Below are 16,946 nucleotides of genomic sequence, written 5' to 3'. Positions count from 1 at the left end.
GCCCGCGGCCGGGCACCGTCGCCCGGCCATGCCTCGCGTCGGGGCCGCAAGGCCCCGCATTGAGCCTCGCCCGCCCGGGGCGAGCCTTCGGAGTAAAAGCTTGATGGAACTTTTGATCAACCAGGTGGGTTACGAATGTGACGGGGAGAAGAGCGCCCTGCTGCAGTGCGGCGCCGACCTCGATATCCGCGGCCACGTCAGGCTGCTGCGCCGGGAGGACGACCACCTCCTGCTGGAAGCGCCGCTGGTGGCGGCAGGAAGCGTCCCCGGCTGGCAGGGGCGCCACTACTGGCAGGCCGACTTCTCCGCCTTCACCGAGCCCGGCCACTACCGGCTGGAGGCCGTCGTGACCACGGGAGCGCAGGAGCGTCTGGTGCGCTCCCCCCCCTTTGCCATCGGCCGGGGGCTGCTCGCGCGCCGCTGCCTCTCCGACGTCATCCACTACTTCAAGGGGCAGCGCGCCAGCGGCGCCTTCGATAGAGCCGATCGCCGCGCCCGTCTGTTTGGCACCGATCAGCACAAAGACGTACACGGCGGCTGGTTCGATGCCAGCGGCGACATGAGCAAGTACCTGAGTCACCTCTCCTACGCCAACTACCTCAATCCCCAGCAGACCCCCCTGGTGGTCTGGTCCCTGCTCAAGTGCCGGGAACTGCTGGCGACGCGCCGCGACATCGACGGGGTGAACCTCTGCAAGCGGCTCAACGACGAGGGGCTGCACGGGGCGGATTTTCTCTGCCGGATGCAGGACGAGAGCGGCTTCTTCTACATGACCCTGTTCGACAAGTGGAGCAAGGATCCCGAGCAGCGGGAGCTGTGCGCCTATGCGACCCAGCAGGGGATCAAGTCCGCCCGCTGGCAGGCGGGTTTTCGTCAGGGGGGCGGCATGACCATCGCCGCCCTGGCCCGCGCCGCCCGGGAACCGAGTGGCGGCGACCTTGACACAAACCAGTACGCCGAGGCGGCCAGACGCGGCTACCTGCACCTGCGCGAACACAACCTCGCCTGCCTGGACGACGGGGTCGAGAACATCATCGACGACTACTGCGCCCTGCTGGCGGCGGTCGAGCTCACCAGAACGCTGGGCGCCGAGTGGCTCGCCGAGGCGCGGGACAGGGCAGGCAGGCTGTGCGCCCGCCAGCGCCCTCACCCCGAGCTCGGCCACCATTGGGCCGCCAACGACGATGGCTCTCGCCCCTACTACCACGCCGCCGAGGCGGGCCTGCCGGTGCTGGCGCTGCTGGAATATCTAAGCGTTGAGCCGGATCCGGCGCGCCAGTGGGCGGCCCGGACCGTCGCCGAGCAGGCGTTGGCCGCCGAGCTGGCGCTCTGCGCCCGGGCAGGCAACCCCTTCGCCCTCGCCCGCCAGTATGTGAAAGGCGTTGGCGAAGAGCCTCGCATCAGCTTCTTTATGCCCCATCACAACGAGTCCGGTTACTGGTGGCAGGGGGAGAACGCCCGGCTGGCGTCGCTGGCCGCCATGGCCTTCGCCGCCGCAGAGCAACTGCCGCAACAGAGCCGGTTGCTTCGCACCTTCGGCCAGCAGCAGCTCGACTGGATCCTGGGGAGAAACCCCTTCAACGCCTGCATGCTGGCGGGTCAGGGCATCAACAACCCGGAATACACCGCCGGCTACCCCAATGCACAGGGGGGGATCTGCAACGGCATCACCGCCGGCTTCGATGACGAAAATGACGTGGCCTTTATTCCAGAGGAGTACAAGGATCGGCTGGATCAGAACTGGCGCTGGGGGGAGCAATGGATCCCGCACGCCGCCTGGTTCGCTTTGGCCATCACCTGGCAGAGCGCGCAGGGAGGTCACCATGATTGAGTTCTGGGTCGGGGTGGACGGCGGCGGCACTCACACCCGGGCCCGCATCCGCAACAGCGCAGGCAAGCTGCTCGGCGAGGGGCGCGCCGCCGGCTCCAATCTGGAGCTGGGCATCGCGCTCGCCCACGGCAACGTGCTGGCCGCCATCGATCAGGCCCGCATCGAGGCCGGTTTGGGCGAAGATGCACAGCAGCGGATGGGAGTCGGACTGGCGCTCGCCTCCGCCGAGCTCGCCGACTGCTATCACGCCCTGCTGACCATGCCTTTCCCGTTTGCGAGGGTGAAGCTCACCTCCGACGCCTTTGGTGCCTGCCTCGGCGCCTTCGGCGGCCAGGAGGGGGCCATCCTGATCGCGGGCACCGGCTCCGCCGGGCTCATCTACCGGGATGGCCGGCTGCGCACCTGCTCGGGTCGCGGCTTCCCCGTCTCGGATCTCGGCAGCGGCGCCTGGCTCGGGCTTCGCGCCATCCAGCAGTCCCTGCTCTGCCACGACGGCATCCTGCCCCCCAGCCCCCTGGCGGTGCGGCTGATGGATCACTTCAGGCGGGATCAGGCGGAGGTGGTGCGCTGGGCCGCCCGCGCCCTGCCTGCCGACTACGGCCGCTTCGCCCCCTGGGTGTTCGATGCCGCCAGCGACGGGGACGAGCTCGCCACCGCCCTGCTGGATGAGACCTGTGCCCAGCTCGGCATGCTGCTCGAGGGCATGACCCAGCTCGGGGCGGACCGGATCGCCCTGCTGGGCGGCATCGGCATGCGCCTCTCCCCTCGCCTCTCCCGTTTCAACCTGGTGACCCCCAAGGCCGATGCCCTTGACGGCGCCATCCTGTTTGCCCAATCAGAGGAATACCCATGTCTGCACCCCTGATCCATACCCAGGTCGATCACCGCGACGGTGAGGACGTCTGGTTCCGCTTCACCCTGAGCCAGTTGCCGGGCGTGCCCTGGAAACTGCACTTCTGCCTGGCCCGGCACATAGACGCGAGCTCGGTTGAGGGCGGGACACTGGAGCGCCAGAGCGGCAGCTACAAGGTGCTGGTGCCCCATGAAGGGGTGAGCGAACTGCGTTTCTGCTGCCGCAAGACCCCCGTCAAGCGCCTCTCCGATCTGCCCAAGGGCTTCTTCCTGAGCCTGATGGAGGGCGAGGGACGGCTGCAACCCGTGGTGCTGGGGGGGGAAGCGCTCGGCCTGCCCTCCCCGCCGCCCGCCGCCCCCGATCTGCCCGAGGTGGAGGCCGCCAACGGCATAGTGCCCGAGCCCGCCCACCTGATTTATACCGAGGGCAACTTCCGGCTGGCTGAGCGCGCCCACGTCGACGGCCCCGTCCCCCTCGCCCCCCTGCTCGCCCATTTCAACGAGCTGACGGGCCTGGCCCTGACCCAGGATCACGATGCGGAGATCCACCTCGTCGAGGCGCCGCTCCCTCAGGAAGGGTATGAACTCTCCATCACCACGGAGGAGATCCGCATCCGGGCCGCCGGCGAGGCGGGCTGGCGCCACGGTCTGGTGACCCTGGCCCAGTGGTATCTGCAGCACGGCGAGAGCCTGCCCTGCCTCGAGGTCAGGGATGCGCCGCGCTTCGGTTTTCGCGGCATCTTTCTCGACTGCGCCCGTCACTTCCACTCCATCGCCACCCTCAAGCGCCTGCTCAGGCAGATGAGCCTCTACAAGTTCAACCGCTTCCACTGGCACCTGACCGATGACGAGGGGTGGCGCCTGGAGATCAAGGCCTTCCCCCGCCTCACCGAGGTGGCGGCCTGGCGCGGCCATGGGCTGGCGATCGATCCCCAGCTGAGCGGCGGCCCCGACCCCTATGGCGGCTACTACACCCAGAGCGAGGTGCGCGAGCTGGTAGCCTATGCCGCCGGGCTCGGCATCACCATCATCCCGGAGATAGACATCCCGGGGCACTGCCACGCCGCCATCAAGGCGCTGCCCGAACTGCTGCGGGAAGAGGCCGACCGCTCGTGCTACCTCTCGGTGCAATATTTCGACGACAACGTGCTCAACCCGGCGCTGCCAGGCACCTATGAGTTCCTGGAGACGGTGATGGACGAGGTGTGCGCGCTCTTCCCGGGGCCCCAGGTGCACATGGGGGGAGACGAGGTGCCCACCGGCGTCTGGACCGACAGCCCCGCCTGCCGACAGTTGATGACAGAGCAGGGCTACACCGATTGCCGTGAGCTGCAGGGCCACCTGCTGCGCCACTGTCAGCACTATCTGGCCGCCAGGAGCAAGCAGATGCTGGGCTGGGAGGAGATACTGCACGGGGACAAGGTGAGCCGGGAGGCCGCCATCTGTGCCTGGACCAGCTTCCAGGCCGGGCTGGACGCGGCGGCGGCGGGCTATCCCGTGGTGATGGCGCCGGCCCAGCACCTCTATCTGGATCTCGCCTGGAACCAGGACATCCACGAACCGGGGCTCTACTGGGCGGGCACCCTCAATCTCGAGCAGGTCCATGCCTGCGATCCTGCCCCGGCCGATTTCCATGCCAACGATAACATCCTGGGGGTGCTGAGCCCCTTGTGGTCGGAACTGATCACCTCTCGCGATCGTCTCGACTACATGTTGTTCCCGCGCCTGCTGGCCACGGCCGAGGTGGCCTGGAGCGACCCCGCCCGCAAGGCGTGGGATCACTTCGCGGCCCGCCTGCCCGGCCAGCTGCAGATCCTCGACCAGTTGCAGGTGCGTTACCGGGTGCCACAGAGGTAGTGTTATCTTTCTCTTTTCGGCGACCTCCTGGTCGCCGTTTTTTTACCCATTGACAACAAAAACCCAACCTAAGCCCTACTTTTAACCCGCCTTTATTGGCAGAATAGGGCCCACGATGGAACCGGCCAGGCACAAGGTCAGCGTTTCATCCGCTCAATCACAATAACAATCAGCATGAATATCGGAGCTTATCCCTATGGCCCGCAGAGACGTCCAGACACTGGACAGCGAAGTGGAGTTTCCTGCCGACGTACAACTCGTGTCCACCACGGACTTGCGCGGCGTCATCACCTACGCCAACCCCGCCTTCTGCCGGATCGCCGGCTACCGGGTCGATGAACTGGTCGGTCACAATCACAACCTGGTGCGTCACCCCGACATGCCCAAGGCTGCCTTCGCCGATCTCTGGGCCCGCCTCAAGGAGGGCAATCCGTGGCGCGGCGTGGTCAAGAACCGCTGCAAGGATGGCCGCTACTACTGGGTCGACGCCTATGTGACCCCCATCTACGAGCACGGCAAGATAAGCGGCTACCAGTCGGTGCGCTGCAAGCCCGAGCCCCGGCTCAAGCAGGCCGCCGCCCAGGCCTATCAGGCCCTGCTCAAGGCCGAGCGGGGGGAAGCCCGCAAGCTCCCCTCCCTGCAACCCTTCAGGCCTCTGCTGCTCGGCTTGCCGCTGCTGGGGCTGCTGGGCTGGGCCGCCCTCACCCAGGGGGCCCTCACCGTGCTGCTGATGCTGTTGCCCCCGATCGCCATCGCCGGCGCCTACTGGCGCGAGCTCATCGCCCTGCCGCGCTATCTCAGGCAGCTCGGCCAGCAATACGACAGCCTGACCCGGCTGGTCTATTCCGGTGACGCCCCGGGCGCCATCGCCGACTTCCACCTGAAGATGCTGCAGGCCAGGATCCGCACCGTGCTGGGCCGGGTCGACGACGCCACCCATCCTCTGCAGGCCCTGGCGACCGATCTGCAGGACTCCTCCCACCGGGCCTTCCTCGACATCAACGAGCAGGATGCCCAGACCCAGCAGATGGCCGCCGCCATGACCCAGATGGCCAGCACGGCCCACGAAATCGCCCGCAACATCCAGGACACCAACGGCCAGGTGACGGAGGCGCGCAGCAGCTGCCAGAACACCGTCATGCAGCTGGATCAGACCCAGCAGCAGATGACGCAACTGGCCAGGCAGGCGGAGCAGGCCTTCCACTCCGCGGTGGAGCTGGCCAGCGAGTCGGAGCGGATCGGCAGCGTCATGGGGGAGATCCAGGGCATCGCCGAACAGACCAACCTGCTGGCGCTGAACGCCGCCATCGAGGCGGCCCGGGCCGGGGAGCAGGGCCGCGGCTTCGCCGTGGTGGCGGACGAGGTGCGCACCCTGTCGACCCGCACCCACAAGGCGACCGAGCAGATCCAGGGCAGCATCCGCCAGATCCAGCAGACCCTCGAGCGCTGGCAGGGCATGATGCAGGACAATCTGGCCCAGACCCGGGAGTGCGTCGAGATGACCCGCCAGGGCTCGGGCAACCTGCACCAAGTGCTGAAGGAGATCGATCAGGTGACCGAGTTCTCCACCCAGATCGCCGCCGCCGCGGAACAGCAGCAGGTGGTGGTGGAGGAGATCAGCCGCAACATCCACCAGATCTCCGAATACTCCCGCGCCAACAGCCAGAAGATCCGGGCGGTGGACGACTCCAGCCAGGAGCTGCTCAAGCGCGCCAGCGAGCTCAGGGGGCTGAGCCAGACCTTCGGCTGACGGATTGCAAGCCATATGACGGAAGCGCCACAATGGCGCTTCTGTTGTTTCTGACGAGTCAACTTCATGAGAACGGAATCGACACCTCTGGACAAGGTTGCCCGCATCGAGGCCATCCTGGCCCTGATCCCGACCGGTCGCGTGGTGAGCTATGGCCAGGTCGCCGATCTCGCCGGCCTGCCCGGGCGGGCTCGCCTGGTGGGAAAAGTATTGCGGGAGACCGACAAGACACTGCCATGGCACCGGGTGCTGGGGGCGGCGGGCACCATATCGCTGCCAAAGGGATCGGCGGGGTTCGACAGGCAGGCGGGGCTATTGCAGGAGGAGGGGGTGCCGGTGATCGGCGGGCGGGTCAGGATGCGGGAGTGGCAGTGGCAGCCCGATCTCGCCGAGCTGCTGTTTCTGCTCCCCTTCTAGGGACTCCCTGCCGGGAGTCCCTCAGGGTTGCTAGTCGCCCACCAGAGGCCCCAGGATGTCATCGCTGCGCACCTGCACCGGGATGGTTTCGTCCTCCCGTTGCAACAAGACCAGCAGACTCTGCCTGTCCACCTCCAGCACATAGGCCGTCCCTTCCCGCGTCAGGCAGGTCATGCCCGGCCGGATATCCTGTATCTCCATGACAACCTCCGTGTCTTGCACTGCCATCCATGCAGCCCTTCCAGTATACCGCCATCTCCCAATGAAGAGGCCCCTCGCAAGGGGCCTCTTTCGTCATTGTGTGACCGGAAACGGGTCAGGATTTCTTCGCCTTGGGCAGGCTCTCCTGCCATTTTCCGTTGTCGTAATGGGCCGTCCAGCCGGTCGCCTTGCCGTTCACCTCGGTCATCACGTACTGCTCCTTGCTCTTGCGGCTGAAGCGCACCACGGAGGCGTTTCCGTCAGGATCTGACGCCGGGGCGTCCGCCAGGTACTGGTGCTTGGGGGAGAGGCGGTCGCGGAAGCGCTTGAGCTCCTCAACCAGAGGCGCACGAGTCTCACGTGACTTGGGGAAGTTGCTGGCGGCGAGGAACAGACCCGCCGCGCCGTCCCGCAGCACGAAGTGGGCGTCGGACTGGGTGCACTTGAGCTCCGGCAGCGGCACCGGATCCTCCTTCGGCGGCGCGATGTCGCCGTTTTTCAGGATCTTGCGGGTGTTCTTGCAGCTCTCGTTGGTGCAGCCCATGTACTTGCCAAAGCGCCCGTTCTTGAGCTGCATCTCGGATCCGCAGCGATCGCACTCTATGCTCGGCCCTTCGTAGCCCTTGAGCTTGAACTGGCCCTGCTCCACCTCGTAGCCGTCGCAGTCCGGGTTGCGGCCGCAGACGTGGAGCTTGCGGCTGTCGTCGATGATGTAGGCGTCCATGGCGGTACCGCAGATGCCGCAGCGGTGCTTGGCGCGCAGGGCGTCGGTTTCCGCCTCGTCCCCGTCGGTGGCGGAGACAAACTCGTCGGCAGAGACCAGGTTGATGGTCTTCTTGCAGCGTTCCTTGGGCGGCAGGGCATAGCCGGAGCAGCCGAGGAAGACGCCGGTGGTGGCGGTACGGATGCCCATCTTGCGGCCGCAGTCCGGGCAGTCGATGTCGGTCAGCACCATCTGGTTGGCGCGCATGCCGCCTTCCTCATGGGGTTTGTCGGCCTGCTCCAGCTCCTGGGTGAACTCGGCGTAGAAGGCGTCCAGCACCTTCTTCCACTCCAGGCTCCCCTCGGCGATGCCGTCGAGCTTGTCCTCCATCTTGGCGGTGAACTCGTAGTTCATCAGCTCGACGAAGTTCTCCACCAGGCGGTCGGTGACGATCTCCCCCATCTTCTCGGCGAAGAAGCGGCGGCTCTCGACCCGCACATAGCCGCGGTCCACTATGGTGGAGATGATGGAGGCGTAGGTGGACGGACGGCCGATGCCGCGCTTCTCCAGCTCGCGCACCAGGGCCGCTTCGGTGAAGCGGGCGGGCGGCTTGGTGAAGTGCTGGCGCGGATCCAGCTTGACCAGTTTCAGCACCTCGCCGACGGTCACCGCCGGCAGCTGGCTGTCTTCGCCCTTGCGGCCCATGGGCGGCAGCGCCTTGGTCCAGCCGGCGAAGCGCAGGGTGCGGCCGCGGGCCTTGAGCTCGAACTCGCCCGCCTTGACGGTCAGGGTGGAGGAGTCGTACTGGGCCGGGGTCATCTGGCAGGCGACAAACTGGCGCCAGATGAGGTCATAGAGCCGCATGGCATCCGGCTCCATCCCTTCCAGCATCTCGGCGGTCACCTGGACGCTGGAGGGGCGGATCGCCTCGTGGGCCTCCTGGGCGTTGGCCTTGGCACCGTACAGGTTCGGCTCGGACGGCAGGTAGGCGGCGCCATACTGCTCGCCGATGTATTCCCGCACCGCGTCCACCGCCTCCTTGCTGAGGTTGGTGGAGTCGGTACGCATGTAGGTGATGTAACCCGCCTCATAGAGACGCTGAGCCATCATCATGGTCTTCTTGACCCCGAAGCTCAGGCGGGTGGAGGCGGCCTGTTGCAGGGTGGAGGTGATGAAGGGAGCGGACGGCTTGGAGCCGGTCGGCTTGTCTTCCCGGCTCACCACCTTGTAGTCGACCCCTTCCAGGGCCGCCACGGCGGCGAAGGTCTCGGCCTGGGTCACCGGCTTGAAGTCGGCCCCGTTGCGGCTGACCACCTCCATGCGCAGCTCGCTCTTGTCGCCGGTCAGCAGATCGGCGTTCAGATCCCAGAACTCCACCGGCACGAAGGCCTTGATCTCGCGCTCCTTGTCGACGATGAGGCGCACCGCGACGGATTGCACCCGACCGGCGGAGAGACCCCGGGCCAGCTTCTTCCAGAGCAGCGGCGAGACCATGTACCCCACCACCCGGTCGAGGAAACGACGGGCCTGCTGGGCGTTGACGCGGTGGATGTTCAGCTCGGACGGCTGGGCAAACGCCTCCTGGATAGCCGTCTTGGTGATCTCGTTGAACACCACGCGCTTGTAGCGGCTGTCGTCGCCACCGATGATCTCGCGCAGGTGCCAGGCGATCGCCTCCCCCTCTCTATCCAAGTCGGTTGCGAGATAGATGGTGTCGGCCTTGGCGGCCAGACTTTGCAACTCGCTGACCACCTTCTCCTTGCCGGGCAAAATCTGGTAGTTGGCCTGCCAGCCTGCGGTCGGATTGATCCCCATCCGTGCGAACAGGGCGTTGCGATCCTTGGCCGCCTTCTCGGATTCGCTGAGCTTGATGCCGCGAATGACAGGTTTTTTGGGCGCCGTGCTGCCATTAGCGCTGGCGCTGCCGCTGGTCGGCAGATCGCGCACATGGCCTACGCTGGATTTCACCACGTAGTCCTTGCCCAAATATTTGTTGATGGTCTTGGCCTTGGCCGGAGACTCCACTATGACCAGTGATTTGCCCATGCTGTAACTATTATCCTCATTGCACCCGACGGGGTTGGCGTGCGGTTTTGTGGGGCTGTATAAGAGATTTGACGGGAAAAAGCAATCTTGCGGGTCAATTTGCCCGACAGCCCGAACCGCCTCGTTTCTTTATTTATTAATGCGAAGCCGGGTCGCGGTAAGCAACCGCTTTTTTGTTTTTATGCTATATCCCCCCCTTTTTTAGATTGGAAATGACATATCCAGCCACCCTTGTGACATAAAAACCCACTCTGGTTATCAGCTTGTTACAAAGGATGAAATCTCTTTATAATGGCCACACGCCGCAGCTTTGTGCGCGGAAGGAACCGCTCCCCATATAAAAATCGAAAGGATGTCATCATGAAGCACTTCGAGGTCAACTTCGACGGCCTGGTCGGCCCCACCCACAACTACGCCGGCCTCTCCTATGGCAACGTCGCCTCCCAGAACAACGCCAAGGAGGCGTCCAATCCCAAGGAGGCGGCCAAGCAGGGGCTGCGCAAGATGAAGGCGCTGACCAAGCTCGGCATGGTGCAGGGGGTGCTGGCGCCCCAGGAGCGGCCGGATCTCGCGACCCTGCGCCGCCTCGGCTTCACCGGCAACGATGCCAGCGTACTGGCCCAGGCCGCGAAGCAGGCGCCCGCCGTGCTGGCCGCCTGTTACTCGGCCTCCAGCATGTGGACCGCCAACGCCGCCACCGTCTCCCCCAGTGCCGATACCCAGGATGGCCGCATCCATTTCACCCCCGCCAACCTGACCAACAAGTTCCACCGCTCCCTCGAGCCCGAGGTGACCGGCCGCATCCTGCGCGCCGTCTTCAACAACGATCGTCACTTCAGCCACCACCAGCATCTGCCGGAGAACGACCACTTCGGTGACGAGGGGGCCGCCAACCACACCCGGTTGTGCCGCGCCTATGGCGAGGCAGGGGTCGAGCTGTTCGTCTATGGCCGCAGCGCCTTCGACGTCTCCCGGCCCGCGCCCAAACGCTACCCGGCCCGCCAGACCCTGGAAGCCAGCCAGGCCATCGCCCGCCTGCACGGCCTTGGGGATGAGAGCGCCGTCTTTATCCAGCAGAACCCGGACGTGATCGATCAAGGGGTGTTCCACAACGACGTGATCGCGGTGGGCAACCAGAACGTGCTCTTCTTCCACCAGCAGGCCTTCCTCCATACCGAGGCGGCCCTGGCCGAGGTGCGCACCAAGTTCGGCGAGGGGGATCTGCACTTCATCGAGGTCCCCACCAGCGAGGTGTCGGTGCAGGATGCGGTGAAGTCCTATCTGTTCAACACCCAGATCCTGACCCTGCCGTCCGGCGAGATGGCGATCATCGCCCCCACCGAGTGTCGCGACAACCCGGCGGTGTCGGCCTATCTGGCCAGGCTGGTGACCCTGGGCACCCCGATCAAGGGGGTGCACTACATGGACGTGAAGCAGAGCATGAAGAACGGTGGCGGCCCCGCCTGTCTGCGGCTGCGGGTGGCCATGAACGACACCGAGCTCGCCGCGGTCAATCCGGCCTGCCTCATCAACGACGCCCAGTTTGCCCGCCTCGACAACTGGGTGGATCGCCACTACCGCGACAGCCTGACCCTGGACGATCTGCGCGACCCCTCCCTGGTGCTGGAGACCCGCACCGCCCTGGACGAGCTGACCCAGATCCTGAAACTCGGCTCCGTCTATCCGTTCCAGCGCTGAGCACAGGCTCGCAGCGAAGCCGCGACATCCGCATCAACAGAGAGCCGGGCAATGCCCGGCTCTCTTTTTTCACGCATTGTTAAGGCGCCTCAGCGCCAGGGGCTCTGCTGCCACAGGCGGCCGAGCGCCCCCTCCAGCCCCAGGGCGGCCTGGCGACCCAGCTTCTGGGTCAGGCTCCTGGGCTTGCTGTAGCGAATACCGACCACCTTGTGATGGCTGGCCTGGGCCAGCAGGTAGTCGTCGCTGGTGCAGAGCGCATCCACCAGGCCGAGCTGCTTGGCCTGGCTCGCCAGCCAGTGCTCGCCCGTGGTGACGGCGTCGATGTCGAGCGCCGGTCTGTGCTCGGCCACGAACGCCTTGAAGCGCTCGTGGATGGCGCCCAGCTCCTCGCGAAACTTCTCCCGGCCCTGATCATCGTTCTCGCCGAACATGGTGATGGTGCGCTTGTACTGGCCGGCGGTGTGCATCTCGAACTCGATATCGTGCTTTTTCAGGAGCTTGTTGAAATTCGGCAGCTGGGCGATCACCCCGATGGAGCCGACGATGGCGAACGGGGCCGCCAGGATCTTGTCCGCGACGCAGGCCATCATGTAGCCGCCGCTCGCCGCCACCTTGTCGATGGCCACGGTGAGGGTGATGTCCTTGTCCCGCAGCCGCTGCAGCTGGGAGGCGGCCAGGCCATAGCCGTGCACCACACCCCCGCCGGACTCGAGACGCAGCAGCACCTCGTCGCCTGGCCGGGCAACGCCGATCACCGCGCTCACCTCTTCCCGCAGGGAGGCCACCTCTCTGGCGTCCATGCTGCCGTGGAAGTCGATGACGAACAGCCGACTGCGCTCATCCTCGCTCCTGGCACGGGCCTTGTGCTCGGCCTTGCGTGCCTTCTCCATCAGCTTTCGCTCGGCCTTGCCAGCCAGAGCCGATTGCAGCTGGTGACGCCCCTGCTCCAGCTCGCCGGAGAGATCGGTCACCACCAGCTCCCCCTTGCGCGCCTTCGGCTGGCGGCTGCTCGCCACCATCAGGATGACGGCGCCGATGGCCAGCAGGAAGGTGAGGGTCTTGGCCAGAAACAGGCCGTATTCGGTCAAAAATGCCACTTGATGCTCCGCTCTATGTCCGGTTTTTTCACATAGTAAGGAGTTTGGCTTCGGGGTGCAAAAACTCTGCCATGGCCCTGGCACCAGGGGAGGCGATCCGCGCTAGCGCCCTGTTTTCTTCACATTTTTGCCGTCTCATACTGGTCAACCGCCGGGCCGGATCAGTACACTTGCCTCCTCTATTTCCGTCGCGCCAGCCGCCACGCATTGTTAACAGGAGTCCACATGCTCGATTATCAGGCCCCCCAGGATCTGCTCAAGGACAAGGTCATTCTGGTGACGGGCGCCGGTGACGGCATCGGCCGCGAAGCGGCGCTCACCTACGCGGCCCACGGCGCCACCGTGATCCTGCTCGGGCGCACCAGCGCCAAGCTGGAGGCGGTCTACGACCAGATCGAGGCCGCCGGCCACCCCCTGCCCGCCATAGTGCCGGTGGATCTGAAAGGGGCGACCAAGAGCCACTACCTTGGCATGGCCGAGACCTTCGCCCAGCAGTTCGGCCGCCTCGACGGCGTGCTGTTCAACGCCGGGCTGCTCGGTACCCTGTCGCCGTTCGAGCACATCCAGGAGCAGGAGTGGGACGAGGTGATGCAGGTCAACGTCAAGTCGGAATTCCTGCTGACCCAGGCGCTGCTGCCCCTCATTCGCCAGACCGCGAAGGAGCACGGCGAGGCGTCCATCGTCTACACCTCCTCCAGCGTGGGCCGCAGGGGGCGCGCCTACTGGGGCACCTACGCCATCTCCAAGTTCGCCATCGAGGGAATGATGGAGGTGCTGGCGGACGAGCTGGAGAACACCACTGTGCGGGTCAACACCCTGAACCCGGGCGGCACCCGCACCAGGATGCGGGCCAGCGCCTTCCCGGCGGAAGATCCCCAGACCCTGAAGACACCGGCCGACCTGATGCCGCTCTATCTCTATCTGATGGGACGGGACAGCCGGGGCCAGAGCGGCAAGACCTTCGTGGCCCAGCCCAAATAACCCAACAAACCGATCAGACAGGATTACATTGAAGAGGGGCGCTACCCGCGCCCTGTTGAATCCCATCGGTCCCCTGACAGGTTGCACTATGTTTCGTCCCAAGAGCACGTTTGAGCAATGGCGGATCTTTCAGGCCGTGGTGGACTGTGGCGGTTATGCCCAGGCCGCCGAGGCGCTGAACAAGAGCCAATCCTCCCTCAATCATGCGGTCGCCAAGCTGCAGCAGAGCCTGGGGCTGGCCCTGCTGGAGGTGCGGGGACGCAAGGCGGTGCTGACGCCGGCGGGGGAGATCTTCCTCAAGCGGGCCCGCCAGCTCAGCCAGCAGGTGGAGGAGCTGGAGAACCTGGCCAACAACCTGGAGCGCCAGTGGGAGCCGCAGATCAACCTCTATGTGTCGGTGTTGCAGCCGCGGGAGCGGCTCTACCGGGCGCTGGCCCACTTCCACCCCCGCAGCCGGGGCTGCCGCATCAACCTGCACGAGCGGATCCACTGCCACTTCAATGCGCTGCAACCCGGGGATCTGATGCTCTCCGAGCACCTGCCCCAGGATCGCACCGGCCTGCCCCTGGACGAGGTCTGTCTGCTGCCCCTGTGCGCGGCGACCCATCCCCTCGCCGGGCAGGAGGAGCCCGTCACCGCCGAGCAGCTCGCCAGCCACAACCAGATCAGCCTGCATCCCCCCATCCACCGCTCGGTGGACTGGAACGATGCGGACGACACCGGCTGGAAGGCAACCCACTATCACGAGGTGCTCAGCATGGTGCGCCTCGGTCTCGGTTACGCCTGGGTGCCCCGCCACCTGGTGCAGGAGGAGCTCGACGGCGGTGCCCTGGTGCGGCTCGATCTGGCCGGCGGCAGCGAGCGCTATCTCTACACCTACCTGCTCACCCCCTCCGTCGATGCCCTGGGCCCGGCGGCCGAGCTGCTGCTGCGCTGCCTGCGCAACGAATACCAGGGCGACAACGGCAAGTAAGCCCTCCCACGCCCTTCTCAGGGCGGATCAGGCCCTAGACGTTGGGCACCCGCCAGCAGGCGGCCAGCGCAGCCAGCGCCAATGCGGTGGCCACCATAAAGACCCCATGGAAACTCCAGATCTCCGCCACAGTGCCGGCAATGGCCCCCGCCATGATGGAGCCGGTGCGGATGCTGTTGGCGAACAGGGTGGTCGCCACCCCGGCGCGGCCCGGCATCAGATCCTGGAAGTAGGACATGCCGATGCCGGCGACGATGCCGATGAAGATGGCATTGAGCAGTTGCAGCGCGATGAGCGCCGTCTGGCTCGACAGTGTCACCAGCCCCAGGTAGAAGCCCACCCCGGCCAGCACCGCCAGCAGCATCATGGGCCGCTTGCCGAAGCGCCGGGTGTAGTAGCCCGCCAGCAGCATGAAGGGGATCTCGAGGGCTGCCGCCGTGCCCATCAGGATCCCGGCCAGCTTCTCCTCCAGTCCCAGCTCGCGGGTGATGTAGAGCGGCATGTTGATGAGATACATGCTGTTGCAGGTCCACATCAGGGTGGAGGCGATGAACAGCGCCCGCACCGAGGGCATCCGCCAGCTGCTGACCCGCTCCTGGCCTCCTCCCGATGCGGGCAGCGGCAGGGAGGGCAGCCAGCGCCAGACCACGAAGGCGCAGACCAGATAGGCGAAGGCCGAGGCAAGGTACATCACCTCGAAGCCGTAGCCGATGGCGAGCGCGAAGGCGGCCGGCGGCCCTATCACCCAGGCCAGGGAGAACTGGGCCCGCAGCACCGAGCTGAACATGTCGGCCCGTTTGTTGCGGCTGTCGGCGTATTCCCGCGCCAGGGCGAACAGCTGGGGGCTGGCGGTGGCGGTCAGGCTCGCCAGCACCACGCCGAGGCTCACCAGCAGCCAGTACTGGCGATTCCAGGCGAACAGCAGGGAGAGCACTATACCGGCGAAGCAGCAGCGCAGGATCAGCTGCTTGCGATCCCCCTTGCTGTCGGAGCGGTGACCGAGCCACTGGCTGATGAGGATGCCGATCACCGCGTTGACGGTGTAGAAGAGCCCCACCAGGAAGGGGCGCACCTGCACCTCTTCGGCCAGGAACAGGCTCAGGGTGGGCACCTGAAGCGCCACCGCCACCCCGGTCATGAAGGTCACGGCGAGAAACGAGAGAGAGACGGGATCCGGCCTCTTGCGGGCAGCACTCAGCAAACTCATGGAGACACCTAGATACGGACGCGAAAAGGGAGCCAGAAACGGGCGGGCACGGCTATGACGGCGGCTATTTTATGCCATTATCAACAGCCACCTCAAGGGTTGCGAGGGCGCGTCCAAGTCCGTACATTGGAAGCCCATCCAGCGCCAGTACAAGGATTTAACATGTTTGATTTTGATCGGGAAATAGATCGCAGCGGCACCATGAGCCTGAAATGGGACAAGTACAAGGGCCAGGATGTGCTGCCCATGTGGGTGGCAGACACCGACTTCGTCTCTCCCCCCGCCATTCTCGAGGCGCTCACGAAGCGGGTCGCCCACGGCATCTTCGGCTATTCCCGCCCCTCTCCCCGGCTGATCGAACTCATCAAGACCCGCATGCAGCAGCGCTATGGCTGGACCATCCAGACCGAGTGGCTCGTCTTCCTGCCCGGCGTGGTGCCGGGGCTGAATCTCGCCTGCCGGGCCTGGAGCCAGCACGGTCGCGGCATCATCACCCCCAAGCCGGTCTACTATCCCTTCCTGCAGGCGCCGGGCTTCAACGACCGCCCCCTGCTCACCGTGCCCATGGTGGAAGAGGCCGGTCGCTGGGTGCTGGATCTGGAAGAACTGGAGCGCCAGGCGCCCAGCGCGGATCTGCTGCTGCTGTGCAACCCCCACAACCCGGGCGGTACCGTCTTCACTCGCGAGGAGCTGCTCGCCATCGACGCCATCGCCGAGCGCCACAACCTGGTGATCTGCTCAGACGAGATCCACTGCGACCTGTTGCTGGACAAGGACGCCCGCCACATCCCCTATGGCGCCCTGAGCCCGGCGGCGGCCGAGCGCAGCGCCGTCATGATGGCGCCGAGCAAGACCTTCAACATCGCGGGTCTGTGCTGCTCCTTCGCCGTGGTCCCCAACGCCCGCCTGCGCCTCAAGCTGCAGCAGGCGATGCGCGGCATCAGCGCCGACGTCAACCTGCTGGGTTTCGTGGCGGCCGAGGCGGCCTACGAGGGGGGCGAACAATGGCTCACCGAGCAGCTCGACTATCTGAGGGGCAACCTGGCGCTGATCGAGCAGGCGGTGGCCCGCTGGCCCGGCATCAAGCTGGCACGCCATCAGGCCACCTACCTCGCCTGGGTCGACGTGAGGGCCCTCGGCCTGGATGACCCCATCGCCTTCTTCGAGCAGGCCGGTGTGGGCCTCTCCCCCGGCGCCCAGTTTGGCGATGGCCAGTTCGTGCGCCTCAACTTCGGCTGCACCCGGGCGCGGCTGACCGAAGCCCTGTCGCGCATGGAGAAGGCCATCCTCCAGGCGCGCCGCTGATGGCAAGGGGTGGCGGCCGTTTCACCGC

The 16,946-nt window shown here is 65.8% G+C and carries 13 protein-coding genes; 9 read left to right on the top strand and 4 right to left on the bottom strand.

Going from position 1 to position 16,946, the window contains the following annotated elements; translation table 11 throughout:
• The first annotated feature begins 103 nt into the window (after positions 1–103).
• The 5 genes from R2B70_RS05735 (at position 104) to R2B70_RS05715 (ending at position 6,707) form a co-directional block, all read left to right on the top strand.
• On the top strand, positions 104–1,831 hold the full coding sequence (locus R2B70_RS05735; RefSeq protein ID WP_318163320.1) for a glycoside hydrolase family 9 protein: 1,728 nt from the start codon (positions 104–106) through the stop codon (positions 1,829–1,831).
• Positions 1,824–2,696 (top strand): BadF/BadG/BcrA/BcrD ATPase family protein, encoded by an 873-nt coding sequence (locus tag R2B70_RS05730; protein ID WP_318162851.1) that lies wholly within the window; start codon positions 1,824–1,826, stop codon positions 2,694–2,696. Before R2B70_RS05735 ends, R2B70_RS05730 begins: the two co-directional genes overlap by 8 nt.
• Positions 2,681–4,540, top strand: a complete 1,860-nt coding sequence (locus R2B70_RS05725) for a beta-N-acetylhexosaminidase (RefSeq protein WP_318162850.1) — start codon at positions 2,681–2,683, stop codon at positions 4,538–4,540. The genes R2B70_RS05730 and R2B70_RS05725 overlap by 16 nt, the downstream gene beginning before the upstream one ends.
• A 196-nt stretch (positions 4,541–4,736) precedes the next feature.
• Entirely contained in the window at positions 4,737–6,290 is a 1,554-nt protein-coding gene (locus R2B70_RS05720; RefSeq protein ID WP_318162849.1) for a PAS domain-containing methyl-accepting chemotaxis protein, read from the top strand.
• 66 nt (positions 6,291–6,356) lie between these two features.
• Positions 6,357–6,707, top strand: a complete 351-nt coding sequence (locus R2B70_RS05715) for an MGMT family protein (protein ID WP_216989814.1) — start codon at positions 6,357–6,359, stop codon at positions 6,705–6,707.
• Positions 6,708–6,737: 30 nt separating this feature from the next.
• On the opposite strand, the gene R2B70_RS05710 is transcribed toward R2B70_RS05715, so the two are convergent.
• Together R2B70_RS05710 and topA are read right to left on the bottom strand one after the other, a co-directional pair.
• Entirely contained in the window at positions 6,738–6,908 is a 171-nt protein-coding gene (locus tag R2B70_RS05710) for a hypothetical protein (RefSeq protein WP_167335713.1), read from the bottom strand.
• 115 nt (positions 6,909–7,023) lie between these two features.
• On the bottom strand, positions 7,024–9,657 hold the full coding sequence (gene topA / locus R2B70_RS05705) for a type I DNA topoisomerase (protein ID WP_318162848.1): 2,634 nt from the start codon (positions 9,655–9,657) through the stop codon (positions 7,024–7,026).
• A gap of 360 nt (positions 9,658–10,017) precedes the next feature.
• Between topA and astB the strand changes: the two genes are divergently transcribed.
• Positions 10,018–11,355 carry an N-succinylarginine dihydrolase gene (gene astB, locus R2B70_RS05700; RefSeq protein ID WP_318162847.1) on the top strand — a complete coding sequence of 446 codons (1,338 nt, stop codon included), beginning with the start codon at positions 10,018–10,020 and terminating at the stop codon, positions 11,353–11,355.
• An 89-nt stretch (positions 11,356–11,444) separates the two neighbouring features.
• Here astB and sohB read toward each other — a convergent pair whose 3' ends face one another.
• A complete protein-coding gene (sohB, locus tag R2B70_RS05695; protein ID WP_042078123.1) occupies positions 11,445–12,452 on the bottom strand; it encodes a protease SohB in 1,008 nt (335 codons plus the stop codon).
• Positions 12,453–12,677: 225 nt separating this feature from the next.
• On the opposite strand from sohB, the gene R2B70_RS05690 reads away from it, so the two are divergent.
• Complete coding sequence (locus tag R2B70_RS05690; RefSeq protein ID WP_216989810.1) at positions 12,678–13,433, top strand: YciK family oxidoreductase; 756 nt, start codon at positions 12,678–12,680, stop codon at positions 13,431–13,433.
• Positions 13,434–13,521: 88 nt separating this feature from the next.
• The gene (locus R2B70_RS05685; protein WP_042078121.1) at positions 13,522–14,406 is read left to right on the top strand and encodes a LysR family transcriptional regulator; all 885 of its coding nucleotides are present in this window, start codon (positions 13,522–13,524) and stop codon (positions 14,404–14,406) included.
• Positions 14,407–14,440: 34 nt separating this feature from the next.
• On the opposite strand, the gene R2B70_RS05680 is transcribed toward R2B70_RS05685, so the two are convergent.
• The gene (locus tag R2B70_RS05680) at positions 14,441–15,613 is read right to left on the bottom strand and encodes an MFS transporter (protein ID WP_042078120.1); all 1,173 of its coding nucleotides are present in this window, start codon (positions 15,611–15,613) and stop codon (positions 14,441–14,443) included.
• Positions 15,614–15,775: 162 nt separating this feature from the next.
• Between R2B70_RS05680 and R2B70_RS05675 the strand changes: the two genes are divergently transcribed.
• The gene (locus R2B70_RS05675; RefSeq protein ID WP_042078119.1) at positions 15,776–16,918 is read left to right on the top strand and encodes a MalY/PatB family protein; all 1,143 of its coding nucleotides are present in this window, start codon (positions 15,776–15,778) and stop codon (positions 16,916–16,918) included.
• Positions 16,919–16,946 lie beyond the last annotated feature (28 nt).

Source organism: Aeromonas sp. XH (assembly GCF_033348475.1).
GTDB lineage: Bacteria > Pseudomonadota > Gammaproteobacteria > Enterobacterales > Aeromonadaceae > Aeromonas > Aeromonas sanarellii.
This window is presented reverse-complemented; position numbering and strand designations above follow the sequence as displayed.